Source organism: Vibrio sp. TRT 29B02, from assembly GCF_050113655.1.
Taxonomy (GTDB): domain Bacteria; phylum Pseudomonadota; class Gammaproteobacteria; order Enterobacterales; family Vibrionaceae; genus Vibrio.
The window spans coordinates 87,613-112,789 of sequence record NZ_JBNJOJ010000003.1 but is presented as its reverse complement, the minus strand read 5'-3'; the positions used below and the strand labels follow the sequence as shown (position 1 = coordinate 112,789).

Genomic DNA, 25,177 nt, shown 5'->3' with positions numbered 1-25,177 from the left:
ATGGTATTGGCACCTTATAGTGTCTCGGTATCTATCATTCCGTGTCGAATTGCTAAGTGAGTCAACTCAACATCACCGCTAATATCAAGCTTGTTAAACAAGCGATAACGGTAACTGTTTACTGTCTTAGGACTAAGATTCAACTGCTCAGATATGTCAGTGACTTTTTGCCCTTTAGTAATCATCATCATGATTTGCAGTTCACGCTCAGACAAATCAGCAAATGGGTTTTCCGATGCCGGAGAAAATTGGCTAAGAGCCATTTGTTGAGCGATCTCTGGTGATATATAGCGTTGTCCACTATTAACCATACGAATTGCGTTGACCATTTCATCAGGGCCAGCGCCTTTAGTCAGGTAGCCTGCGGCTCCTGCTTGCATCACTTTAGTTGGAAACGGATTTTCCGTATGAACAGTTAAAACGATGATTTTCACATCAGGATTAAATCGCAGGATCTTTTTGGTAGCCTCAAGACCACCGATACCAGGCATATTCATATCCATCAAAATGACGTCAGCATGGTTGCTTCGACACCATTTTACTGCTTCTTCACCGCTGTCAGCTTCCCCTGCTACGTTCATCCCACGGACGTCTTCAATAATACGTCGTATCCCTGTGCGAACCAGCTCGTGATCATCTACAAGGAAAACATTTATCAAACTTGTATCTCCACACTTTTTACTTGGCTCTGCACCCACATAGAGTGGATTACAGCATTGCTGCCTAGTCTAACTTAAAATTAAAATTTTGCTTACTCTGAATATGTGCTTAAACGCAAACTTTAGCAAGTAGTAATTTTCAGATCTGGTACTTAAATTGTTATTAATCTATTAATCAATCGCTTAGGTCAGTTTATTGGTTATTTTTCTACCAATTTCGCCTTAGATATTAGGTCTATTTCTTACCTTTGTATTTAACTTTTTCAGCATGTGATACTCTAGCCCTACTGTCTTGATCTCGCTTCAATCTAACCACCCTATTACGCACAATGATTCATAACGGTTTCTTACTCACTCGGCAGGCACGTGATGTCAGTGGCCAAACTCAAATCGAGCTGTGGCTATCAACGCCTCAAGGCCCCTCTCAACTCATTATTCGAGGTGAGAAGCCCGTTTTTTTTGTTGCACAAAGTCAGTTAGAACAATGCAAGTCTATCGCTGAACAAGAGAATCTTTTCGCAGAGTGGCGTCCACTGGAATTGACCAGCTTTGATCTGGAGCCACTAGCCGCTTGTTACACCACAACTATCAAACACTCTCAGCAGCTTAGCCGTGCATTACAGCTGGCAGATATTACGGTACTCGAAGACGATATTCGTTTGGCTGACCGCTATTTGATGGAACGTTTTATTAAAGGCGGGGTTGAGTTTAGTGGTATTGAGCAACTGGCCCCTCAAAGCCGACGATTCACATCAGTCAAGTGTCGTCAGGGGAGCTACACGCCCGATCTGAAAGTCGTCTCCCTCGACATAGAATGTTCTGAAAAAGGCATTCTCTATTCCATTGGACTTGATAGTCCGATGGATAGCCGTGTGATCATGATTGGTGATAAGCAGCCCGCCGAGACCCCTATAGAGTGGGTAAAAGATGAGAAAGCACTGCTAAACGCTCTCGTTAGCTGGTTCCAAAAGTATGACCCAGATGTGGTTATTGGCTGGAACGTTATTGACTTCGATTTTCGACTATTACACAAACGGGCAGAATGGAATCAAGTCAAATTGATGATAGGCCGTGGCCGTCAAGCGAGTTTTTTCCGAACCTCCAATACCACCCAGCAAGCCTTCGTTTCTGTGCCCGGCCGCGTGATTATGGATGGCATCGATACGCTCAAAACCGCGACCTATCATTTCCGTCGCTGGTCACTTGAATCGGTATCGCAAGAGCTGCTTGGTGAGGGGAAGCAGATCCATAATGTTCATGACCGAATGGATGAAATCAATCAGATGTTCCGTCGTGATAAGCCATCACTAGCGAAATACAACTTGCAGGATTGTATTCTGGTCAACAAGATATTTGCTCACACGCATCTACTCGAGTTTGCCATCGAACGCTCTAGACTCACAGGCGTCGAACTCGACCGAGTGGGCGGTTCGGTCGCCGCCTTTACTAACCTTTACTTGCCGCAAATTCATCGAGCTGGCTATGTTGCACCTAATCTGCAACCTGAGAACTGGTTGGCGAGTCCTGGCGGATACGTCATGGATTCGATTCCAAACTTGTATGACTCTGTATTGGTTCTCGACTTCAAAAGTCTTTACCCATCCATCATTCGTAGCTTCTTAATCGATCCAATAGGACTGATTGAAGGCCTTCAACTCGAAGTCGGACGCAAAGCTTCTCAAGCAGTGCCAGGGTTTCGAGGTGGCCAGTTTCACCGCTCTCGGCACTTCCTCCCTGAGATGATCGAAAATCTCTGGGCCGCCCGTGATGCCGCAAAGAAGAACAACGAAAAGGCATTCTCCCAAGCCATAAAGATCATCATGAACTCTTTCTATGGTGTATTGGGTTCTTCGGGCTGCCGCTTCTTTGATACTCGCCTTGCCTCGAGCATCACTATGCGTGGCCATGAGATCATGAAACAAACCAAAAAGCTTATCGAAGATAAAGGTTATCGCGTCATCTACGGTGATACCGATTCAACCTTCGTCTCCTTAAACGGTCAGTTCAGCCAGCAACAAGCTGATGAGATTGGTCTCGAACTAGTCAACTATATCAACCAGTGGTGGACGACACATTTAGCGCAAGAGTATCAGCTCGATTCAACGCTCGAACTGGAGTACGAAACTCATTACAAGAAATTCTTAATGCCAACCATCCGAGGACAAGAGACGGGATCGAAGAAACGCTACGCAGGGCTGATTGGAGAAGGCGATAGTGAGCGGATCATTTTTAAGGGCTTAGAGAGCGCTCGAACCGACTGGACGCCACTCGCGCAAGAGTTTCAGCAAACCTTATACTCGATGATTTTTCATGGCGAAAACCCGAGTGACTATGTCCGTGAATTTGTTGAGCAAACCAAAGCCGGAAAGTTCGATGACAAACTGACCTATCAAAAGCGCTTGAGACGAAGGCTGCATGAGTATCAGAAAAACGTTCCACCTCAGGTAAGAGCAGCCAGAATGGCGGATGAGATGAATGCCCAGCTTGGTAGACCTTTGCAATACCAGAACAAAGGGCAAATTGAGTACGTCATTACACTCGCAGGACCTGAACCCAAGGAGTATCAAAAAAATCCAATCGATTACCAACACTATATCGATAAGCAGCTTAAACCGGTTGGCGAAGCGATATTACCCTTTATCGGTATAGACTTCAGCTCACTCAGTGAACCTCAACTTGGGCTATTTTGAAGCATAATCGATGAATTTGTCTAAAGGCAGTGATTTGGCGTAGTACCAACCCTGCACAGATATATCAGAGTCACGACAAATATGGTCGAGCTGCTCTTTGGTCTCGACACCTTCGACAATTACCTTTAGATCCAATTGCTTCGCAATCGACAGAATGCTGCCGAATACTTTTTTGCCTTTTAGAGTACTCAGTGCCAATACAAATGAACGATCGATCTTTAGATAGTCGATCTCAAATTTATTGAGATAGCTGAGAGACGAAAAGCCAGTTCCAAAATCATCGATGTGGATCTTCGCGCCCAGATTATGTAGGCGGTTAAACGCAACAACCAATGCAAGTTCATCCTCAAGTAATGACTCTTCTGTAATTTCAATATGGATATACTGCGCATGGTGCTGAATGATTTTCTCCAATTCATCAATGTAACTAGGGTCAACTAATGTTTGAGGAGTAATGTTCACACTGACTGGAATGAATAGACCCGATTTCTGCATCCGCCGTATATCTTTGATCACCTGCTTAAAAACCCACAGATCGACATCTTTCATCAAATTGGCCTTGTCCAGCCATGGAATGAAAGAGTTCGGATATTGGAGTTTACCATCTTTATCAATTGAACGAATCAGCGCTTCACAGCCAACTGTCATCTCGCTATCACGCGACACTTGCGGCTGATACTCGATACAGAAGTCGCGCGAACTCAGTTGCTCAAGCTGATGTTCGATAAAAATGGTGCTTTTTTCCCTCTCGACAGCCTGCATAATGGGATCATCCATTAACGTGCGTGCTTCTTCTTGACGCCGAGCATAAAAGGTATCAAACACAGGCAACGATACTTTCTTCTCGCTTACACTCTGATTAAGTGCCCTAACCGACGGAAGATATATCACGACACCAATGGCGATATTGACAAGCTGAAGCACAACTGCCGCCCAATCACCTTGTGTCGCCATCCAAGCATTTAACAATATTGGGCTATTAAACGGAACAGAGACAGTGGGCGTCACCACCCATCCAATCGATACCGCAGCCATGCTGACGACAACGTTGGTCACCGGCGCCAACAGAAACGGCAGAAATAACCTAGGGTTGAAAATAATCGGCAGACCGAACAATAAGATCTCATTAATATTGAGCAAGCCTATTGGAATGCTCGCTAACGCAATCAACTTAAACCCATGTTGTTTGGAACACAGCAACAGCGCAATCACCAGCGACAATGTTGCCCCACTGCCACCAATAAACACAAATGCGCCCATAAAAGACAAGTTCATCAGATAATGAGCGTCGCCTCCTACCAGTACAGTGGCATAGTTAAGGTTGCTCGCTTCTTCTAGCAAATCAACTAACGGAAGTAATGCGTAATACCCATGAATACCAATAAACCACAATATCGAATTGAGTGTCGCGAAGAGAACACCAAAGGTGGTTGGCTCATTGGCATAGTCCGTCGTCAACACCGAAGAGTAAGCAACCGCCGATAGACCGAGCACGAGGATGTGGTTAATGACCACCACCAACAAAGCAGTGATGAACGCAGGAATCACCATATTCAACGACTCTTTGACAATCTGCCCTGCGGACTCGGTTCTTGTCAGTTTGAATATATCAAAGCGGAGTAAATAAGCTAACAGCGGAACCGCGTACAACGGCGTTATAATCGCTAAGATTATGTGGAAGGTGAGCAGTACTTTGCTATCTGGAATTGTCTGTTCAGTGATTAATAGCAATGTAATCATCAAAAGTGCGATTGGCGGTCTTGGCAAACGCCACTGCATCGCTAAAACATAGGAGATAGTGGCGGTCATTAAAAATGGAAAAAACCGAGCGATAGCATCATGCAAATCATACAGTTGGGATATCCAAACATTGCGCCCTTCTAATATAAACTCACCAATGCTGGCAAAGAAAAGCGCAAAAGATGACAACATTAAACAGGGAATAAGCCAAACCATTCCCTCTCTAATGGCCTGCAAAGAAGGGATAACAAATCGGTGATAAAGAGAGTAATTAGAAACACCATTTAATTGGCGGTTATCCGTTCCTTGGTACATGCTAACCTCAATATGTCCATACATATAAAAGCTAGCACAATTAAACGCATAAGAAGACTTTTCTCGATATCTCCTTAGCCGATTCTAAACTCGGTCTTTTTATACTGTTTTGCTAGCCAGTCACCAAAACCATCAAGAATGCCAATGACTGAGCGCTTCGCAATCACCCTTCCTGACAACAGAATACCCAGTCTTTCAATCTCGACTTGTTTGTCAGGATAATAACGTAAAAATTGCTGACCACATTCGATAGGATCTTCGAACCACTGTTTGTCTTTGTACATCACCAAAGAATAGCTTGCTCGCAATAACTTTTTCGCGATAATTCTCTGTGCTTTGACCTGTTCTTCTGGCTTATCCGCTCGAGCAATACGGTTACGATATACGGCTACCCAATCTTCTACGTCCATATTCCAATGTTTGGCAATCTCCCAGCTAGGTTCGTAATCACCAAAACACTCAGATAAATCTTCACCATACACACACACCGCACAGTGGCGTAATAGGAATCCCCACGAGAAAATACTGTCAAGACTCGCAACATCTTGTGCCAGTGCGGTTTTAAATGAAATTTCGGTAATATGGGGATGAGTTTTCTGAAAGCGCCATTTGATTGAATTAAATAGGGTTGTTCTGAGATCGGAGAATCCACGGTGAGTCACCACAACCACATCGATATTCGATTGATTTGGTTTGGCGGTTTTACGTGCCACACTACCATACAAGTAGACGCTGTGAAGGTTATCCCCTAACCCACTGGTTAAAAAGCTCACCAAATCATCAATGGCGGGTTGATATTTAGGCTGAAAGGCTTGTTTTGGGTCAATAGTGGATAAATGCATTTGATTGATAACAAAATAATCGAACTCAATGCCTTAATGTTCGCTCACCACGATGGATGAATCAAGATATTCCTTCCTTAACAGGGTCAGTATATAATGCTGCCACTACCTAACATACTAAGGAATATTGTTCATGCCAAAGGCAAGTGAGCTTAAAAAAGGTTTTGCTATCGAATCTAATGGTAAAACATTGTTAATTAAAGACATCGAAGTAACCACTCCTGGTGGTCGTGGCGGCGCAAAAATCTACAAACTGCGCTGTACAGACCTAACAACAGGTGCTCGCGTTGACGAACGCTACAAATCAGATGACGTTCTAGAAACTGTCGACATGTTCAAACGTGCTTCTTCTTTCTCATATGTAGATGGTGATGAATACATCTTTATGGATAACGAAGACTACACTCAATACACATTCAAGAAAGAAGAGATTGAGGACGAGTTGCTATTTGTAACTGAAGAGATCCAAGGTCTACATATCATTCTTGTTAATGGCAATGCGGTTGGTCTGGAACTTCCAGCATCAGTAGAGCTCGTTATCGAAGAAACAGACCCGTCTATCAAAGGCGCATCAGCTTCTGCTCGTACTAAACCGGCTCGTTTTTCTACAGGTCTTACTGTTCAAGTACCAGAGTACATTGCAACGGGTGACCGCATCGTGATCAACACGACTGAACGCAAATACATGAGCCGCGCATAGTCATGGCTGAATTAATGTCTTACGACGACGCGATTGATACCGCTTACGACATATTCTTGGAAATGGCGCCTGACAATCTTGAGCCAGCTGATGTGATCCTGTTCACTGCGCAATTTGATGACCGTGGTGCTGCGGAGTTAGTTGAAACAGGTGATGACTGGGCAGAGCATGTTGGCTTTGACGTCGACAAAGAAGTTTATGCTGAAGTGCGTATTGGTCTCGTAAACGAAGAAGACGATGTGCTTGATGATGTTTTTGCACGACTTTTGATTAGTCGTGATCCTGAACACAAGTTTTGCCACGCTCTTTGGAAACGTGACTAGACTTAGCGCACAAACAAAAACACCCTAGCCTTGGCTGGGGTGTTTTGTTATTGAGACCTAGGAGCGTGGAATCACACGCTCAATGCCTAATCTATCAAGCAGGATAAACTGAAACTTATCAGAGGCTTAGTCATCAACCTTAATATTTTCAACGCGGGCTTTTAATTTCTGCCCTGGGCGGAAGGTTACTACGCGACGAGCACTGATGGGAATGTCTTCACCTGTCTTCGGGTTTCGACCTGGACGTTCATTCTTGTCACGCAGATCAAAATTACCAAATCCAGACAGTTTTACCTGCTCGCCACTTTCGAGTGCCTTACGAATTTCTTCGAAAAACGCCTCAACCGTTTCCTTGGCATCCCGTTTACTGTATCCAAGCTTTTCAAACAGGTTCTCAGCCAAATCGGCCTTTGTGAGCGCCATAAAACTTTCCTCAAAGCTGTGTTAAACATTGCCACCCAAAGGCAGCGCCAAAACTTTTAACCAAGCCAATCAACAACCTATCGGCTTTACCTTGGAAAGTGTATGCCAAGCTTATGATTTACGCCAACTTTTTTCTTCAATGAGCAGAGTTTAACCACTTAAAACAACAACATAGATGCTATTTACAACAGTATTATCTATGATTTATGAGTAAATACCCCTTAAATATCAGAAGATTAAGCCATTACTGACACTTAACTCAGTAATAAAAGCTTAAATCCACTAACTTTTACAATTAAGCTGTTGATGTAGAAAGAGAAACAAAATACCCCTATTGGGTATGGGTTTTAACAAAGCACGAAGTAATACGGCATGCTCGGGAGGTACCTACTTCGCCATTTTGAGAACAGTGATTGTGTAACACAACAACCAATTTCTAGCGGCGAAGTAGGGAGTCATTTAATGATGATAACGGGTAGGTAGTTAGACAAATCAAATGAAAGTCGTTAGTTACACTTCCTTCACGCATAATGCCGTTACGTTAGTATAATCATTACCATCTTGTTCGAAATTACCTCTATGACCGAAATATTTCAAAAGATGCACACCTGGTTTTCCTGTGTCGTCTAGTAGCCAATGTCTAGCTATTTGCGGCCAGCCATAGTCGAGATAGGGACCATGAGGTTGTGTGACTCCAGAATTAATTTGTTTTTCAAACGCATAATGTTCCGACCAATATGGCAAACGATAGCCTTGCCCTAGGCTAGCACAATAAGAAACTGCGCTGTCGAACTTAAACAGAGGAAGAAAGGCATTAATGATTCCAGCAGCATAGGCGCCTGCGGCCTGAGTAGATATATAATCGCCTACGTCTTTTCGACCGACAGGGGGACAACGAAACATCAAAGATTTCCCGGTATCGGGTATGGATATTGTAATTGTTTCAACGCCACAGCCAACTTTCTCGCCTAAATTCAATAGGTCTTTAACCTCTATATCAATGGATTTAGTGAAACCCGCATATTCGGCAGTGATGGTTGCTTTGCCAGCCCCCGTACTTCGTAGGGTCTTACTTAAAACTCCCGCAATTCCAGGTGTGAAAATGATGACACTACTGTCGCTTGTCGTCCAATTTGCCTTTTCAGTGACATCAATAATTGAACCATTATTCATGATAGCTTTGAGATAGATTTTGCGCGATGCCCACTCAAGTTTAGGAGCATGTGATAAAACGACAGGATTTGCGTAAGACACTAATTTTGTATCAGAAATATACACAGGTTCGATATTAACCACTAATTCATTAGAGGAGAGGGTCTCATACTGTGCGCGAATCGTCGCTCTTGTGATTTTGCTTGCTGAGAAGAAACCATTAGTCCCTTGCCCAAAACTAATAGCAGAGGGATCCGAAAATTTCCATGTAACAGATTTAGGATCTAACAGATAAGAATTTCCATTTGTATCGATTACTTTTACGGTAGGATCAAATGAACTGCCTATCGATAATTGTTTATTATCAAGTTCAATAGAAAGACTAGACCATCTTATGCCTTTTTCATTATCGACTTCTGCAAATAGCTTTTCTTCACTTTTGCAGCCAAAAATTGCAGTAAGACAAATTAGCATTATTAACATCTTCATAAATAAGCCTTAGTTTGGACGATATGATTTAATTATTACCCTGCGTTCTTCTTGGTAACCATCACCATTACTTTTTGCAGAATAAGGAACGGTATAAGACATATTAATAATGTCGATTTTTGAATTGGGATAAAGCTCTTTTAAAGCACTTTCTACTCTTCGTGCCCGATCGATAGAAACAATAATGTCTTCGTTGTAACTCCTATATCCATATACAACGAAGTAATCGCCATCTAGAAATTGCGTTAGGTCATGGGAGGAAGTTAATAAACTTGATGATTCATCAAAATATAGAGTTGTGCTTACCACTTGTTGGTAATCAATGTTACTTTTATCCTGACTATTCTCTATCGCATTTTTGATTCGACGCTGAATTTGACTTTTCGAAAATGAGACACCAAGTAACAACATGTCAAAGTCTAAACCGTAAAAATTAGGAAAGTATTTAACGCTAGAACTGACATTAAGATCTAATAAGTTGACGTATCTTTCATACGCCAACATAAGGTATGCTGAGCTACCGACATGTTCACTGTCACTGATGCCGTATTGTTTGTCCTTCCATATAGAGAGCCCAATACCAAAATCTAGGCGAGAGTCGTGACCAAGTGGGTACTTGTATTTAGTAACGGTATTAAGCGACTTGATATTGAAGTCTTGTCGATTCTGAGTTTTTTCAGATTGAGCCTCGAAGTCATTGGCGATTAAAATTGAGCTACCCAGAGCTAAATTATGTGATTCAAAATCGATCCCAAATTCGTAATATATTGAATTTAAGTCACACTGATAGTAGCTCTCTGAGCACCCATCAGTACCGATAAGTAACCCGCTTCCAGCCGATAATCTTACATCCTCAAGCTCTATCGCATAACTAATTGTTGATATTATAAATAGCATTACGCATGAGATCGAACCAATGTTTGTCATTGCTTTTTTTCCTCCACTAAAGAAAATTTTATTAAATGACAATTTTGTAATTTAAATATTCTTTATAATAGGTTAGTCTAATGATAATAAAAAATTCTAATGATAATATAAAATCCTAATGATAATAAACAAAATTAGAATAAACTGGGCCTATATTTAATGTCAAATTTAATTGAGTTTAAAGTGGATAAAGTTACAAATCATAAAAATAGTGTGATCACGAGTCAACATACATATAAGTCGGATTTTTCCCACACAACCAAAGGATATTTCCCATGCACTAATAACGCTTAAGTTATTAATATTTAAGTGCTGAAGGATTTTTTAGCTGAAATATAGATAAACAATATTATTTTATAACCAAGGGAATTATCTAATATGATAATAAAAATATTTAAGTTAAGCATCGTGACGTCGTTAGTCATGTCGTCTTCGCTATCATATGCCGCGATGGAAATTGAGAGCTATTTAGGGTCTAGAGAGGAAACGCCAGTAGGCATACCTATTCTATCTAGCCCAGAGAATGGCCCGATTAAAAAGTATAACGATGATGGAAGCGTGAACCAGTTCGCGTGGATTGATAGTAGTGGACAAGTACAGTCAGACAACCTATTTTTTGCTCCGAGTCACAAGTTGCGTGGTAAAACCATCAAACTTTGTAACATCGATAATGTAAATATGGAATGTTCTAATGAACTTACAGTTGTACCCAATATTCGTCAACGTATGACGAGAAGCAATGTACTAAACTTCGAGGAATATTGGGACTTCAGCAATCAGTTTACCGACGATTTTATTCTTGATTCTGCGACTACAGTAAATACCAAAGCGACTTTTACTTACAAAGGGCCGGTAAATGCTTCAGCTGGACCTAAACCAGTAGGTATCCTTCGAGCCTTGTTTAATGGAAATACCGCGCTAACCACAGCACAATTGGAAGAGCTGACGCCTAGTTATGCTACATTTGAACATGAACGTGCATTTACTACAGATTTAAAGACCAATAACGTTGAACTACTCGGTTTGTGTTCGTCGGTGGTATTGACTGACGCCACCGTTGGCTACTTTACTCCCGAGTGTGATGAAAGATTAGTGCGAGATAGTGATATCGAGACGAATGATACGGTTTATTTTTATCCGCCATCGCCGGAACAGTTTTCAGCGCTATTCCCTAGCGAAACAATGAAGAAAATTGAATCTGTCACGCATAATGGTAAAACCAAGCGATATGTTTATGCCCCAAGAGCACGAGGAAACAACAATCTTCTGGAGACATACTGTGATGCGATCGGTGAATCTATTAAACCAATGACAGAAAGTGAAATGCTTGCTTTTGCGATTAGTCAAACGTTTAATCAATCTTGGCCAGGCTTTACTGGTTATTGGACCAAAGATAATGCTATTTTAAATACATGGTGGAGTAATGCAATCCCTGGGGGCAATGGTATTGTGGGTATCTTAACCGCATTAAACGCTAACCCAACGTTCACTCCTGCAGCCAACAGTTACTACCATGGTTTCTTTGCATGTAAGAAGGGTTAATTTCAACTAGTGTTTAACCATTAATAGAGTAAGCCGCATGAAACAAAGCGGCTTTTTTTATTCTTAGACTTTGATTTGATGGACGCACTTCCCTTCTAGCATTGATGTGCATAAGAAAAATGGTGCAATCGGTCTTAAAATCCTACAAGCATAGAGAATGAGCCTTGTTACCATACAATATGCTTTGTTATAGGGTGCTTTAACTGCGCGCCATTAGCCTCATTGGCTTGCTATTTAATCTAATACTAATGTGCTCAACATCAACTATTTGATTAATTATCAAGTTAAATATGAATTATTTATATCAATTTAGTTGCACACATACTCATCTGTATTAATACTAGCCATCTAAAAACAAAAATATACGACAAACGTCTATGGCTAACACAAACATCCCTGCTCCTGCCTCATCAGGAGTCGCGCACGACGCATACGCTTTATTTACGCAAATAGATCGGTTATTTGGCGATAACAGTGACTTGTTTTTCCAACAAGTACTCAATGAACGCCTACGTCTAGTCTGCGAAAGTGATCCGACATTGCAGGACAAAAACATCGCGACAAAGCTGATGTCTCCATTTTATTACGCGGAGCTAAAGCGCCCCCTCAGTATTGGTACAAAAGAGTGGCATCAAATTGAGCAAGATGCGCTTTTTCTGTTTGATGACTGGGCACAAGCTTGGTGCGGATATAAGATTTGGAAACTCAAAAAAGGCTACCACTCACTAAATGATTCCGCTCTTGACCAGAGACAGCGTAATCTCTCTCACAACGAAGCAGACTATTTTGACAGTGTGATCGACTGTATTGAGCAGCACAAAAAGCACTATTATACCTTGCACTGCCAACACGCTCTTACACTGCCCGATGCCATTGTATTGATTAACCTTTCGACCTTTGTCTGGCAACATAAATGGTATGAAATGCTTTATGAGATCAATCAATCAAGCTGCGGAACGCATTTCATTTTGGCAACTCAAGTCGCAGATTCAGATAGCGCGCTGATCGTCGCCAGCGCCAAAATAAATCACCATACACAGGCTGAACAGTGGCTCTACTTTTCCCCATTTTTTCAAACCGATAGTTGGCAATTGCTTGCAACAAAAAAAACCGTCGACCAACTTAGTGAGCACGGTTTGGTAGACAATCAAGACATTCCAAGGCATTCATCCGCCCATTTTGAAAACTCGTTGTGGCAGAAGATAGTGTCACACCAACAGTGTTGTGAAATCATCCGTCTTACCGTTAGCGGCAATCAGTCTCAGATGATTTTCTATCTCTATTTGGCTCAGAAGCGTTTAATGGAACAGTTGTTCTCACTCCGCTATAAAATTGCATTTGTTGTGATTGAGCAACCTTTAATGATTCAGTACTATTTGAGCTTAGGCGAAACGGTGTTCAGTCAGCTCAGTACGAGCCACGTTTCTAGTTCAGAGTTTGCTACCTATAAAGGACTGTGGTTTATCCAACCACTCAACCAAGAGCTAGCGAGAGCGAGCTATAAAAGCTACAAAAAACTCACCATCCGTCAGTTAAAAAAATATCGAAATCATGGACACAAACCTCACTATGCTTAGTTACTTAACCACTCATCTACTTTATCCAAAGGCAGTGGTGTTAATACTAACGGCACTACTGGTTTTTGTCTGGGCAGGCTATTTCTGTTCAACGCTGGCGAAAAAACATGGCTTTTCTAGCATCAAGCAGTATCTCTACTATGTGTCCTACACATTGGGCTTGTTTGTCTGGATTTGCAGCAACGCCTATTTCCATACTGGCTTGTTGCCCGATTGGGGAGCAAAAAGTGCCATTACAATGGCCATAATTGCTAACTTGTCCGCGCTGCTGGCCTTTGGCTCTGCCTACTTTTTTTCTGCAAAACTGAGAGCGCATTACACAGACAGCCATACCAGTCTGTGGCAGCTCGCCTTCGCCATCACAATTATTGTGATGTGTACTGTGGTAAACCTTATTCCCGGGTTGACTATCTTAGGTGTGACGATAGAGGGGCCAAGCCGATTTGTACTTGAATTTGGCCATTATACTCAACCATTCTTCATTGGTTTGACTCTGCTGTTTGCTTTAACGTTTGCCAATCTATTATCCATCAAGCAATCAAGTAACCGCATCCGTCGCACTCGGATTAACTACATGATCCTCGGAATGACCATTTTCATGGCCTCTACCGCGGTCATACAGTTGGGTTTCACTTACTTCTTTAATGACTTTTCCTTGACTTGGCTGCCGCCTGCATTATCAGTCAGTGAAATGCTATTTATGGGCTATGCGATACTGGCCTCTCGTTTTTACAGTTTTCGCTACCTGTGTTTGGTTGCTTGCTCTTTACTGCTTACTGCTGCGGCTTACACGGGAGTTATCGCGCTGTTTAAGCCCCTCGACTATCTCAGCACCGCTACGGTGATTACTTTGCTGATCACTATTGGTATTTCATGGCCATACGCGTCTCAAGTGATGAGAAGTTGTCTCAGCTTCGTTCTGTACGGTTCATCTACGCCCCCTACAGATAAAATTGCCCATTTAGAAGAAGAGTTTCAAAACTCACCATCGAAAGCGATCGAAGCATTGGCTAGCTACCTTGGTGTGCCAAGTGACAAGCTGAAATTACTCGATGACTATCAAGGGGCCAGTCTCTATCGCACGTACTTTGAAAATCATTCGACGCCTTTGGTGATCGACGAGTTGGAAGACGCAATAGAACAAACCAGTGACGCCGAGCTTTCCAATTTGCATACCAATATGAATCAGATGGATTCAGCATTGGTCTTGCCGATTTACGAAGGTAAGAACAAACTCTCTCACGTTTTAGTCTCAAGTCATAAACAAGGTGACGTTAATTTCTCATTCGAAGAACTGCGAGCGCTGGAGAGGGTACTGAAAAAAGTTCAAGTGCACATAAACTATGAGCGTAAAGTTAGACAGTCACAAGCACTTGCTAACTCTATCGCCCATGAGATGAGAAATCCTCTCGCACAAGTACAATATGAGTTTGAATCTCTGGAAAGCAAACTGAATAACATCAAAGATCAGAATGATCTGTTTCGTCATGTTCATAGTGGCAAGCAAGCGATTCGTCGCGGCAGGCAACTGATTGACATCATTCTGCGGGAGGTCAATAGCTCATCTCTCGATCAAGAGCCATCGGAAGCGACCTCTATTCGTCACGCCATTCATAGTGCGATCAATCAATATGGCTTTGAGAGCGAAGATGAATTTAATCGGATAGAGCTGAACCTTGAGAATGACTTTGTCGTTAAGATCAACGATACCCTGTTTAATTTTGTGCTGTTCAACCTATTACGCAATGCTATCTACTATTTTGATTCGTACCCAAAAAGCAGGATCGAAATCCGTACTGAAGTCGGCCTATATGAAAATCATGTCATCTTCCGTGACTCTGGCCCTGGTATTCCTCAGGTTTTACTCTCACGTATTTTCGATGACTTTTTCAGCCACAATAAGAGTGGTGGTAGTGGGCTAGGTTTAGGCTACTGTCAACGCGTCATGACGTCCTTTGGGGGTGGAATAAGTTGTCATTCTCTACCAGGCGAATTTACAGAATTTACTCTGACCTTCCCTTCTTCTAGCGTACGACTTGATGAAATAAAAACGTCACCTATCGCACCAACGGCGATCGATTTTGCCCCACCAATTAATCCTGAAGTGGCAAAAGGTGAGCTAGGTTTTGTTGCTAAGTCATCACATATGATTTTGGTCGTGGATGACAAAGAGATTCAGCGGACACTCGTTAAGCTCTATTTGGAGCAGCTTGGCTATGGTGTTGTGCTTGCTAACAACGGCAAAGTCGCAATCGAGATCATCCAAAGCAATCCCATTGATCTGGTGTTTATGGATATTCAGATGCCGGTTATGGATGGTTTTGAAGCAGCAAGCATTATACGTCAGTCATATCCAGCTATCCCTATCATTGCTCTTTCTGGTGAATCCGGAGAAAAAGATGTGCAAAGGATGAGCGAGCTTATGGATGGACGCCTATCAAAACCAACAACCAAAGACGCACTCGATACCATTCTGAAGTCGACTCTAGGACAAGAAATTCATTCGTAGCCACTGTATAGCAAAAGAGCAGATGCGCCTGTCAAACCATTGGCAATTCTGCTCTCAATTCGACTCGCATTTTGCATATCTGAAACCGTACCGCGAACCAATTTTCAGCAGTGGTATCCATCTCTATTAACGGCTAACGGCACCAATCATCGTGTTGTGATTAATTTGAACATCAAGTGGCACCGATTATGCTTCCTTTCGTACAACGAAGTAAAAGCGGCAAAGATTCGTCTTTGCGCTGATGTAAGAGGTACTGTTATGGAAGTTCAGCGTCACACCTACTATCGTCTGATTCATCACGGAATCAAGACTCTGCTCGTGGACCGTATTGGCCACTTTACCGAGCTTGAGTACCACGAATACCTCAACGGCATGACAGGCAAATCCAGTTGTTTTGCTATGAGTGACGAAGAGTTGCAATTTACGGTAGACAGTTTGCGTAGCGAAGGTTATCTCGAAGATTACAAGCGTTACATAGCCTAATCTCCCTACCTTGCTGTTAGTAGAGAAACCCGAGTTTGCCATTAAGCCCTTTGTCTTAACCAGAGATTTGGTTAGACTGAGGGCTTCTTGTTACACAAAAGACCATGCCAATGAAACAACTCATCGACTTCATCCCCCTAATTATCTTTTTCGCTTTGTATAAGCTGTTTGATATTTACGTCGCAACAGGGGCGCTGATCATTGCTTCCGCGGTTCAAATTGCTTTGACCTATATGATCTATAAGAAAATCGAGAAAATGCAGTTCATCACCTTCTTGATGGTTGCCGTATTCGGTGGAATGACAATTTTCTTACACGATGACAATTTCATTAAGTGGAAAGTGACCATCGTCTACATGGTGTTTGCTATTGGTCTTGCCGTCAGCCACCTCTTAGGCAAGTCTGCGATCAAAGGGATTCTGGGCAAAGAAATTTCTCTTCCTGAACCTTTGTGGGCTAAGGTCACTTGGGCATGGGTTGCCTTTTTCTCTTTCTGTGCCGCTTTAAACATCTATGTCGCATTTCAGTTACCATTGGATATCTGGGTAAACTTTAAGGTGTTTGGCTTACTCGCTGCCACGTTTGCGTTCACCCTAGTGACCGGGCTCTATATCTACAAGCATTTACCAAAAGAGAACAACGAGGCGAGCGCTGGCGAATAAGTGAATAGTTTTGTTACAATACCTCTTTTACAGCGACCACTTTGGTCGCTGTGTCGTTTGTAGTGGATGTCAAAATGAGCCAAGAAATTAATACACCAAAAGGTCAGCTCCTACTTAGAACCCTTGCCATGCCAGCCGATACCAATGCCAATGGCGACATTTTCGGCGGTTGGATTATGTCTCAACTTGACCTTGCCGGAGGGATTCTCGCCAAGGAAATTTCTTCAGGTCGAATCGTGACAGTATCCGTCTCTAGCATCACTTTTAAGAAACCTGTTCGTGTTGGAGATGTGGTTTGCTGTTACGGTGAATGTACACGTATTGGTCGTACATCAATGAGTATCGACTTAGAGGTGTGGGTGAAACCAGTAAAAGAGCACGGTCTTGAAGATCGCTTTATGGTTTGTGACGCCACATTTAACTATGTCGCTATTGACGCAGATGGCAAACCTCGACCAATACAATAAGTTCATGGCATAGACGAAATAACACCAAATCAATACTTTTAAAAACCAGTATTTAAGGTAGAGTAACCACCAACGGTTACATCATCGATATAAGGATATCTGTACATGTGGTATGTCATCTTTTCACAAGACGTAGAGAACTCATTAGAAAAACGACTGAGTGTCCGCCCTGCTCACCTAGAGCGTTTACAGGCACTGCAAGATGAAGGTCGTTTGCTAACGGCGGGGCCTATGCCTGCCATTGATTCTGACAACCCTGGTGAAGCTGGTTTTACTGGTTCCACCGTTATTGCAGAGTTTGATTCTTTGCAACAAGCGCAAGAGTGGGCTGATGCTGATCCGTACATTGAAGCTGGTGTATACGAAAAGGTTATTGTTAAACCTTTTAAGAAAGTCTTCTAATTATGCCATCTGTGTTTAAAACTCTCTCGATCTTAATGGTCGCACTGGTTGTTGCTGGATGCTCTTCTGCTTCAGCCGAGAAAGAGCGTCAACTCTCGCTGTTGGCGAATACTCGCGCTAATCTACTGGCGTCTAAGCTTCCGCTAGAAGCGGGGCCGCTTTCAATAATGCGCGCAAATTCTAATGGTTCAACCGTTGAGATTATGATGGTTTACAACGCTGATGCCCTCGGTGCAAAGCCTGCCACGCAGGTCATGAACAACAGCATCAACACGTATTGTACTGTTGCCGACACCAAAGCTAACTTAGAGGTTGGATTGAGTTATCGGATTAAAATGCGTAACAGCCGAGGCCAGTTGATTGCAGACGAGATTGTCACGCATGAACGCTGTTTGAACGCCAAACGCTAACCGCAGCTGTGTATACAAATTCAAAGCCTCGCTTATGCGAGGTTTTTTCATCCCCAAACTCAATGGATTGCTGTACAACAAGTTCAATAATATCGTCACACAGATCATATTTCACGCAGTCTTAACATACTGACTATGCTTACAAAGTAGGCTAATGCGGATACACATTGGTCTTTAATCTGGATACACAGCTAATACTTGGAGTTATTATGAAAAAAATTCTTACTGCAGTGGCAATCTCTACAGCGTTCGCCTCTTCTTTCGCTGTTGCTTCATCCCCAGTGATGTTCTCTTCTATCAATGATTTTAATGCACCAGATAACTCACAAGTTTCTGGCGTTCGTCTCGCAGCTCTACACGGTAAAGTAGACCAAGTGAAAGGTGTCGACTTTGCGATTGTCGGTATGTCTGAGACCAATACAACAACAGGTGTTAACTTTGGCCTCTTTTTAGGCGCTTCAAAAGTGAATCAAGAAATGACCGGCGCCTCTCTTGGTCTATTCAACTGGAATGAAGGGTTAACTACCGGGGTTAACCTTGGTGCGGTTAACATTACCAACAACGTGAATGGCGCAAACGTGAGTTTTGTTAACTACTCTGAAGGCGACACCATGGTCGACGTGGGGGCGGTTAACCTGTCGAGCGAGTCAACCGTTCAAGTAGGCGTGTTCAACAAGACAAGTAAAATTGAAGGGGTTCAAATCGGCCTAATCAACTGTGCTGATAACGGCTTCCTACCTTGTTTCCCAATCGTGAACTTCGCTAAGTAACACTCCAATCTTCATCTCAAACCAGTCGTAATATACGACTGGTTTTTTTTGTTCCCCAAATAGGCCTTAGTAGCAAATGATCACAAAGTAAAGTCGCAATAAATTTATGTGAATTTTTTATTTCACTACCCTTTTCAGTCTCAGTGCAACTCCCCTTCTAATTTCAATGCAATAGCCCATTTTGATCATGGTTTCATAACTGAAACAGAGTTCTTAAAAACTAAAATAGAACAAAAAATAATCAAATTAGATTGACGCTGGAAACATCCACTTCTAACTTTTCATATTAGTGTCATAACCAAGGAGGATCACCGCATGAAACGTGCTAGTAACTCATACCGTCTTCAGTTGATTAAAGAAGTTGCCACCAGGCAAGACCGGCTGAAAAGCGGTGATCCAATGGCAAGTTATATTCAGCATTTGATCGACGATCAACCCTCTTGCGAAAAGCATACCGAAGCTAACCATCGTTTCTCTGGTAGCCATTTTGATGAGCACGCCGGAGGATGGGTTAGCGACCGATGGGGCTTAAAGTAAGTAGGCGTCTATTTAACGGGATAGAGAGATTGTACGCACACTCTTAGTAAAATCTCTCTTTGTTCTGTCTCGGTCAGTTGGTACCAAAGATAACGTTCTTCACGGCTTCTGCCACAGCCTAAACAGAAACCTTTTGTGTCAACTTGACAATAGCCTATACAAGGGTTGGGTATTTGATTTCGTATATCCATACTACACCTTTAAATACAGTACACGATACTAAAGGTATAGCGGGAAAGAACAAAACTGTAAAGTATTTGATTTTAAAAAAGATCTTGTTGAGGGCTATCCGTACTATCTTGATCGATGCGATCTACTGAATCTCGTTTGATTTTTCTCAGGTATCGCTGTCGGCATAGCTTGATGACATGCAGTTGCTGGGCGGGCGTCATGGTTAACCAATTAAAGCGCTCTTCTCTTTTACGCATACACCCTTTGCAGTAGCCTTTTTCATCTACTGTGCATACGCCTACGCAAGGACTTGGTACGACAAAAAACTCTAACTGTTCCAAACGGTCACCCATTTGCTAAAAAGCACAAATTACACTCTACGGCATCTATAATTGGATGTTTATCAATAAGTTCCAATATGTGATTTAGACCAAACTATGACTCTCCTCTGACAAAAACAGTGTTTTATTAATTATACTGAAACCATCAAAGCCGAAGCTAAAAGGCTTATTATCTACTTATTGGAGTTGATTTATTATGAAGCTTAGTCCAAAAATGTTACTTGCAGCAATTACCCTACCTGTTGTAGTAACCGCATGTGCAAGCAATGGTGACGATGTGAAACAAATTACAGCTCAGGATCTCCAACACCACAACTGGGAGTTGGTTAGCATTGACGGTAAAGATATTGTACTAGAAGGCCGCCAGCAAGCTCCTCGCCTAGAGGTTGGCGAAAAGATGACAGCGAATGGTAACGCGGGCTGTAATAACTTCTTTGGTCAAGCTGAACTAAAAGACAACCAGTTCCGCATTGAAAAGATGGGCATGACCATGAAAATGTGTGTCGGCGATGTGATGGACGTTGAACAAGCATTTTCTCAAACACTCTCTGACTGGAGTGACATGACATTGACCAATGATTCAATGGTACTGAAAAACGACGTTCACACGCTTACGTTCAAATTGAGCGATTGGAAAAACTAATTCGACGCGTCAAGTCATCCTATTTTAGAAGCAGCCTTTCGGGCTGCTTTTTTACTTATTGCGACTCACTTTTTACACGATCCATCCACTTTTACCTCAAATATATAATAAACCTATCTTTTTTCAGTCATAATGAATGAATAAGTGAATTGTTCCGGTCTAACTCAATGGCCGATAGCAACAACCAACTAACAGGGACCATTATGACAAGGCTGATCACTTTACTTTCAACATTAATCGTGTCTTTTTCATCATTCGCAACTGATACTTGGCAGCAAACGATCGAACAAGCAAAAGGACAAACGGTATACTTCCACGCTTGGGGAGGCAGCCAAGAAATTAACCGCTATATCCAATGGGCGAATAGCCAGCTTCAATCTCAATACGGCGTCACACTGCAACACGTTAAAGTTACAGATATTGCTGAAACCACCAGCCGCCTAATTGCTGAAAAAGCCGCAGGAAAAAACAGCGGTGGTAGCGTTGATATGGTTTGGATCAATGGCGAAAACTTCAAATCAATGAAAGACAATCAATTGCTGTTTGGTCCATTTACAACTCGCCTACCTAATTGGCAATATGTCGACAAAACATTGCCGATAGACGTTGATTTTTCTGAACCTACAGAAGGCTTAGAAGCACCTTGGGGTGTGGGGCAACTGGTATTTATTCATGACAAGTTGAAACTCAATAACCCACCGACTTCGTTTAATGAGATGTTAAGCTATGCGAACGCTTTTCCAAATCGCCTAAGCTATCCTCGCCCACCAGAATTCCATGGCACCAGCTTCCTAAAAGCACTGCTGATTGAACTGACCAACAACGACGCTTCGTTAATGCAGCCAATTGATGAGAAGAGTTTTGCCATCATTACTCAACCGTTATGGCAATATTTGGATGAATTCCACAAAGTGGCTTGGCGTGGGGGTAAACAATTTCCATCAGGTACAACAGAGTCAATTCAGTTGCTCGACGATGGCCAGATCGATCTAGCTATCACCTTCAACCCTAATGCTGTGTATTCCGCCCAAGCAAATGGCAATCTTGCGAACTCAACCCAAGCCTATGCGATGGATAACGGTGCACTATCGAACATTCACTTCTTAGCGATTCCATGGAATGCCAACGCGAGCGCAGGGGCACAAGTCGCCATCAACTTTTTGTTAAGCCCAGATGCCCAATCACGCAAGGGGGATACTAAGATTTGGGGCGATCCATCCGTATTGAGTAGCCAATATCTCACTGGAACGGCCAAAAATACTCAGCAGTTCAAATCTATCGCCGAGCCTCACCCAAGTTGGCAAAATGCGTTAGAGCAAGAATGGCTTAAACGTTACGGAAACTAGAAGTGATTCGATGTTACGCGCAATCTACTTTTCTCTTATTCTAATTTGCATCTTGCCTACCATTCCGGGACTTGCCGGAGTGGTAGTGGCTGCGTTTGGTTATATTCCGCCCATTGGACTTGAGTCCTTTTCATTAAATGGCTTTGAGTCAGTTTTCGCTTGGCAGGGCATCGGACAGTCAGTGGGTCTCACGCTCTTTTCGACTCTTGCTAGTAGCTATCTTGCCTGCTTAGCGACCTTTGCGATTCTGCTTTCTAGTTGGCATCATCCATTTTGGCGTAAAATCGAGCTGACGTTATCCCCTTTACTCGCTATGCCACACGTCGCTTTTGCTATTGGTTTTGCCTTTCTTTTTTCTCCAACCGGATTGGTGGCTCGATCGTTGTACCATCTGTTTGGCTATGATCCGAATGCACAATCTGTCTCTGATCTCGCCTTTGTGATCAAAGATCCTTATGCAATAGGACTGGTTCTCATGCTGGCTATAAAGGAAATTCCCTTCCTATTGCTGATGAGCATCCCGATTCTACAGCAGCTAAAAGTGTCACAAACCGAAAAAGTAACCCTGTCACTGGGTTATTCTAGGGCGCAGACTTGGTGGAAATGCATCTTTCCACAATGGTTTGCCAAACTTCGCTTTCCGATGTTGGCTGTGATTGCCTACAGCCTTTCAGTGGTAGATGTCGCTTTGATTATCGGTCCAACCAATCCTCCAACCTTTGCTGTTTTAATTTGGCAGTGGTTTAACGAACCAGATTTAGATCAACTTCCTCGCGCTGCATCGGGTGCGACATTACTGTTTCTTATCGCCAGCGTACTGATTCTATTCGCCAGAATCGTCGAATGGGTGATCACAAAAGGGCTCAAACATTGGCAATATTCAGGGCGTTCAGGAATGGATCTGCCAGGTAAGTCCACCTTCAGCATTGTGCTCGTTTTAAGTCTGGCTATAGTACCCATTTTGGTTTTGTGGAGCTTTGCTCAGAGATGGCGATTCCCTGACCTACTTCCGACTCAGTTTAGTTTGCGCTTCTGGCAATATGAGTGGGCGGGTATTTTTAGCGCGCTCAATCAAAGCCTGTTAATCGCATTAGTCAGTGCCAGTATTGCTCTATTACTTGCGTTAGCGGCTCACGAGTACCACCAACGACATCATCGACAGATACCTGGATACGTGATTGCGATTCCAATGTTAATCCCACAGCTTTCGATTCTATTTGGTATTCAGGTAGTCACGCTCTATCTAAACAGCAGTGCTTACCTATTCTGGGTGTGCTGGGCACACGTATTTTTTGCCTTTCCTTACGTCTACCTCTCACTGGATGGCCCTTGGCGCAGCTTCGACAATGGCTTGACCCGTGTCGGTCTAAGTTTGGGTAAAAGCCCGATTCAAGTCTGGTGGCAGATTAAGTTACCGATATTGTTGCCCGCGGTGCTTTTTGCTTGGGCTATCGGTATTAGTGTCAGCTTGGCACAATACTTACCTACGCTAGTTTTAGGCGCAGGGAGGATAAGCACGATAACGACTGAAGCTGTGGCGCTTTCGAGTGGTTTTGACCGTCGTGTCACCGCAATTTATGCGTTGTGGCAAGCATTGTTGCCCCTCATTTTCTTCTCTATCGCTATGGTACTCAGCCGACTTCAGGTTAAATACCGTAGATTGTCTATTAAAGGATTGCTACCCAATGAGCCTTTGTCTCAAAAACCTCGTCATCTGTAACAAAAGTGGTGAGGTACTGTTTAACGCGCTGAACCTTCAAATCAATAACGGAGAAATTGTCACGCTAATGGGACCAAGTGGCTGCGGTAAATCAACTTTGCTTGATGCGATTGCCGGGCACCTAAGCAGTGACTTCACCTACCAAGGTCAAATCACGTTGAATCAAAAGCCGATTGACTCGTTGCCAGCGCATCAACGTCAGGTCGGTATTTTGTTCCAAGATGATTTACTGTTTCCACACCTTTGTGTATGGGAAAACCTCGCGTTTTCATTACCGAATGAAGTCAAAGGCGCTGCGCGTAAAGAGCAGGCGATGAAGGCCCTGAAAAACATTTCACTCACCAACTTAGCGGACTCTTTTCCCGACCAGATTTCAGGGGGGCAGCGTGCGCGAATTAGCCTAACTCGAATGCTACTCGCTAAACCTAATCTGGCCTTACTAGACGAGCCATTTAGTAAACTGGATAGAGAGTTGCGAGTTCAGTTTCGTCAATGGGTTGTGGAGCAACTCAAAAAAGCAGACATCCCTGCGCTTATGGTCACTCATGATGAAACCGACATTCCCGACAATAGCCGTTGCCTAACTTGGCCATGGGAGACGGTTCATGCTTGATCGTTTGAGTATCAAAGTTATTCGCTGGCCGTTGGCACAGTCAGCAAATCTCTTAGACCGATGTGGTATCACCGCAAACCAAACCACGATTTTTGGTTTTGCGCTTGGCTGTGTCGTCTTCCCTGCGTTGATTTTTGAGCAATATACTCTGGCACTGCTACTCATCATCGCCAATAGAATCTGCGATGGCCTGGATGGCGCTCTGGCGCGTATTCAAGGAATAACAGATGCGGGCGGCTTTCTCGATATTAGTCTCGATTTTCTGTTCTATTCGCTCATTCCTTTTGGGTTCGTATTGGCAAACCCTGAGCAAAATGCCGTTGCGGGTGCATTTTTGATTTTCTCGTTTATCGGTACCGGCAGCAGCTTTTTGGCCTTCGCAGTCATGGCAGGGAAACGAGGCATTGAAAATCCAGTCTATCAGCACAAATCTCTTTACTACATGAGTGGTCTGACAGAAGGGACAGAAACCATTGCGTGCTTTATCTTATTCTGCTTGCTTCCTAACCACTTTGCACTGATTGCCTATCTGTTTGGTGCAGCATGCTGGTTTACAACTCTAACTCGAATTTATTCGGGTTTTATGACTTTAAAACAGAGCCGTGATCAGGCTTAACGTAAGGCTTGAAACAGGCTCGCTAAATGGGCGCGAAGCTCTTTTTGAACAATGAGCGGGTAGCTCGTTTGGCTGATAGTGGCTATGGGCTGTCGTACGATAGAACGA

Annotated in this window: 26 protein-coding genes; 18 read left to right on the top strand and 8 right to left on the bottom strand. The window is 43.0% G+C overall.

The window, feature by feature from the left end; all coding sequences use genetic code 11:
* Positions 1 to 14 precede the first annotated feature (14 nt).
* Positions 15 to 659 carry a UvrY/SirA/GacA family response regulator transcription factor gene (uvrY, locus tag ACQEXT_RS03000; RefSeq protein ID WP_138970365.1) on the bottom strand — a complete coding sequence of 215 codons (645 nt, stop codon included), beginning with the start codon at positions 657 to 659 and terminating at the stop codon, positions 15 to 17.
* Between the two features lie 329 nt (positions 660 to 988).
* Between uvrY and ACQEXT_RS02995 the strand changes: the two genes are divergently transcribed.
* Positions 989 to 3,349 carry a DNA polymerase II gene (locus tag ACQEXT_RS02995; protein ID WP_426950570.1) on the top strand — a complete coding sequence of 787 codons (2,361 nt, stop codon included), beginning with the start codon at positions 989 to 991 and terminating at the stop codon, positions 3,347 to 3,349.
* Here the strand turns inward: ACQEXT_RS02995 and ACQEXT_RS02990 are convergent.
* Together ACQEXT_RS02990 and ACQEXT_RS02985 are read right to left on the bottom strand one after the other, a co-directional pair.
* On the bottom strand, positions 3,341 to 5,404 hold the full coding sequence (locus tag ACQEXT_RS02990; protein WP_426950569.1) for a PTS sugar transporter subunit IIC/EAL domain-containing protein: 2,064 nt from the start codon (positions 5,402 to 5,404) through the stop codon (positions 3,341 to 3,343). The two genes, ACQEXT_RS02995 and ACQEXT_RS02990, sit on opposite strands and share 9 nt — an antisense overlap.
* Positions 5,405 to 5,478: 74 nt before the next feature.
* A complete protein-coding gene (locus ACQEXT_RS02985) occupies positions 5,479 to 6,246 on the bottom strand; it encodes a nucleotidyltransferase domain-containing protein (RefSeq protein WP_426950567.1) in 768 nt (255 codons plus the stop codon).
* 133 nt (positions 6,247 to 6,379) lie between these two features.
* Here ACQEXT_RS02985 and yeiP point away from each other — a divergent pair, with 133 nt between their 5' ends.
* Both yeiP and ACQEXT_RS02975 read left to right on the top strand, forming a co-directional pair.
* Entirely contained in the window at positions 6,380 to 6,946 is a 567-nt protein-coding gene (yeiP, locus tag ACQEXT_RS02980; RefSeq protein ID WP_138970361.1) for an elongation factor P-like protein YeiP, read from the top strand.
* Between the two features lie 2 nt (positions 6,947 to 6,948).
* Positions 6,949 to 7,269 (top strand): HI1450 family dsDNA-mimic protein, encoded by a 321-nt coding sequence (locus ACQEXT_RS02975; protein WP_138970360.1) that lies wholly within the window; start codon positions 6,949 to 6,951, stop codon positions 7,267 to 7,269.
* A gap of 126 nt (positions 7,270 to 7,395) precedes the next feature.
* On the opposite strand, the gene ihfA is transcribed toward ACQEXT_RS02975, so the two are convergent.
* From ihfA to ACQEXT_RS02960, 3 genes are all read right to left on the bottom strand, one after another.
* Complete coding sequence (gene ihfA, locus ACQEXT_RS02970) at positions 7,396 to 7,692, bottom strand: integration host factor subunit alpha (protein WP_006879539.1); 297 nt, start codon at positions 7,690 to 7,692, stop codon at positions 7,396 to 7,398.
* A gap of 510 nt (positions 7,693 to 8,202) precedes the next feature.
* The gene (locus tag ACQEXT_RS02965; RefSeq protein WP_426950565.1) at positions 8,203 to 9,333 is read right to left on the bottom strand and encodes a hypothetical protein; all 1,131 of its coding nucleotides are present in this window, start codon (positions 9,331 to 9,333) and stop codon (positions 8,203 to 8,205) included.
* Between the two features lie 9 nt (positions 9,334 to 9,342).
* Complete coding sequence (locus ACQEXT_RS02960) at positions 9,343 to 10,260, bottom strand: hypothetical protein (protein WP_426950563.1); 918 nt, start codon at positions 10,258 to 10,260, stop codon at positions 9,343 to 9,345.
* Between the two features lie 378 nt (positions 10,261 to 10,638).
* Between ACQEXT_RS02960 and ACQEXT_RS02955 the strand changes: the two genes are divergently transcribed.
* The 10 genes from ACQEXT_RS02955 to ACQEXT_RS02910 all read left to right on the top strand — a co-directional run bounded on the left by ACQEXT_RS02955 (position 10,639) and on the right by ACQEXT_RS02910 (position 19,619).
* On the top strand, positions 10,639 to 11,802 hold the full coding sequence (locus tag ACQEXT_RS02955) for a hypothetical protein (protein WP_426950561.1): 1,164 nt from the start codon (positions 10,639 to 10,641) through the stop codon (positions 11,800 to 11,802).
* Between the two features lie 377 nt (positions 11,803 to 12,179).
* Positions 12,180 to 13,379: an acyl-homoserine-lactone synthase gene (locus ACQEXT_RS02950; RefSeq protein ID WP_426950560.1), complete on the top strand. Its 1,200-nt coding sequence runs from the start codon at positions 12,180 to 12,182 to the stop codon at positions 13,377 to 13,379.
* Positions 13,372 to 15,888, top strand: coding sequence for a hybrid sensor histidine kinase/response regulator (locus tag ACQEXT_RS02945; protein WP_138970394.1), 2,517 nt, complete (start codon positions 13,372 to 13,374; stop codon positions 15,886 to 15,888). The genes ACQEXT_RS02950 and ACQEXT_RS02945 overlap by 8 nt, the downstream gene beginning before the upstream one ends.
* Before the next feature lie 258 nt (positions 15,889 to 16,146).
* Positions 16,147 to 16,371 carry a hypothetical protein gene (locus tag ACQEXT_RS02940; protein ID WP_138970393.1) on the top strand — a complete coding sequence of 75 codons (225 nt, stop codon included), beginning with the start codon at positions 16,147 to 16,149 and terminating at the stop codon, positions 16,369 to 16,371.
* Between the two features lie 110 nt (positions 16,372 to 16,481).
* On the top strand, positions 16,482 to 17,033 hold the full coding sequence (locus tag ACQEXT_RS02935) for a septation protein A (protein WP_138970352.1): 552 nt from the start codon (positions 16,482 to 16,484) through the stop codon (positions 17,031 to 17,033).
* 74 nt (positions 17,034 to 17,107) lie between these two features.
* Positions 17,108 to 17,500, top strand: coding sequence for an acyl-CoA thioester hydrolase YciA (gene yciA / locus ACQEXT_RS02930; RefSeq protein WP_138970351.1), 393 nt, complete (start codon positions 17,108 to 17,110; stop codon positions 17,498 to 17,500).
* Between the two features lie 105 nt (positions 17,501 to 17,605).
* Complete coding sequence (locus tag ACQEXT_RS02925) at positions 17,606 to 17,902, top strand: YciI family protein (protein WP_004746701.1); 297 nt, start codon at positions 17,606 to 17,608, stop codon at positions 17,900 to 17,902.
* A gap of 2 nt (positions 17,903 to 17,904) precedes the next feature.
* On the top strand, positions 17,905 to 18,312 hold the full coding sequence (locus ACQEXT_RS02920; RefSeq protein ID WP_331426997.1) for a GspS/AspS pilotin family protein: 408 nt from the start codon (positions 17,905 to 17,907) through the stop codon (positions 18,310 to 18,312).
* A 209-nt stretch (positions 18,313 to 18,521) separates the two neighbouring features.
* A complete protein-coding gene (locus tag ACQEXT_RS02915) occupies positions 18,522 to 19,082 on the top strand; it encodes a VC2662 family protein (RefSeq protein WP_269377335.1) in 561 nt (186 codons plus the stop codon).
* A 315-nt stretch (positions 19,083 to 19,397) separates the two neighbouring features.
* Positions 19,398 to 19,619, top strand: coding sequence for a hypothetical protein (locus ACQEXT_RS02910; RefSeq protein WP_269377334.1), 222 nt, complete (start codon positions 19,398 to 19,400; stop codon positions 19,617 to 19,619).
* Positions 19,620 to 19,627: 8 nt separating this feature from the next.
* Here ACQEXT_RS02910 and ACQEXT_RS02905 read toward each other — a convergent pair whose 3' ends face one another.
* Together ACQEXT_RS02905 and ACQEXT_RS02900 are read right to left on the bottom strand one after the other, a co-directional pair.
* Positions 19,628 to 19,810: a DUF1289 domain-containing protein gene (locus ACQEXT_RS02905; protein WP_138970347.1), complete on the bottom strand. Its 183-nt coding sequence runs from the start codon at positions 19,808 to 19,810 to the stop codon at positions 19,628 to 19,630.
* A gap of 72 nt (positions 19,811 to 19,882) precedes the next feature.
* Positions 19,883 to 20,131: a DUF1289 domain-containing protein gene (locus tag ACQEXT_RS02900; protein WP_426950558.1), complete on the bottom strand. Its 249-nt coding sequence runs from the start codon at positions 20,129 to 20,131 to the stop codon at positions 19,883 to 19,885.
* 196 nt (positions 20,132 to 20,327) lie between these two features.
* Between ACQEXT_RS02900 and ACQEXT_RS02895 the strand changes: the two genes are divergently transcribed.
* The 5 genes from ACQEXT_RS02895 to ACQEXT_RS02875 all read left to right on the top strand — a co-directional run bounded on the left by ACQEXT_RS02895 (position 20,328) and on the right by ACQEXT_RS02875 (position 25,069).
* Positions 20,328 to 20,774 (top strand): META domain-containing protein, encoded by a 447-nt coding sequence (locus ACQEXT_RS02895; protein WP_269377331.1) that lies wholly within the window; start codon positions 20,328 to 20,330, stop codon positions 20,772 to 20,774.
* Between the two features lie 203 nt (positions 20,775 to 20,977).
* On the top strand, positions 20,978 to 22,120 hold the full coding sequence (locus ACQEXT_RS02890) for an ABC transporter substrate-binding protein (RefSeq protein WP_331415869.1): 1,143 nt from the start codon (positions 20,978 to 20,980) through the stop codon (positions 22,118 to 22,120).
* 10 nt (positions 22,121 to 22,130) lie between these two features.
* Positions 22,131 to 23,840, top strand: a complete 1,710-nt coding sequence (locus ACQEXT_RS02885; RefSeq protein WP_426950556.1) for an ABC transporter permease — start codon at positions 22,131 to 22,133, stop codon at positions 23,838 to 23,840.
* Complete coding sequence (locus tag ACQEXT_RS02880; protein WP_426950555.1) at positions 23,806 to 24,453, top strand: ATP-binding cassette domain-containing protein; 648 nt, start codon at positions 23,806 to 23,808, stop codon at positions 24,451 to 24,453. Before ACQEXT_RS02885 ends, ACQEXT_RS02880 begins: the two co-directional genes overlap by 35 nt.
* Positions 24,446 to 25,069, top strand: a complete 624-nt coding sequence (locus ACQEXT_RS02875; RefSeq protein WP_426950554.1) for a CDP-alcohol phosphatidyltransferase family protein — start codon at positions 24,446 to 24,448, stop codon at positions 25,067 to 25,069. Before ACQEXT_RS02880 ends, ACQEXT_RS02875 begins: the two co-directional genes overlap by 8 nt.
* The last annotated feature ends 108 nt before the right edge of the window (positions 25,070 to 25,177 follow it).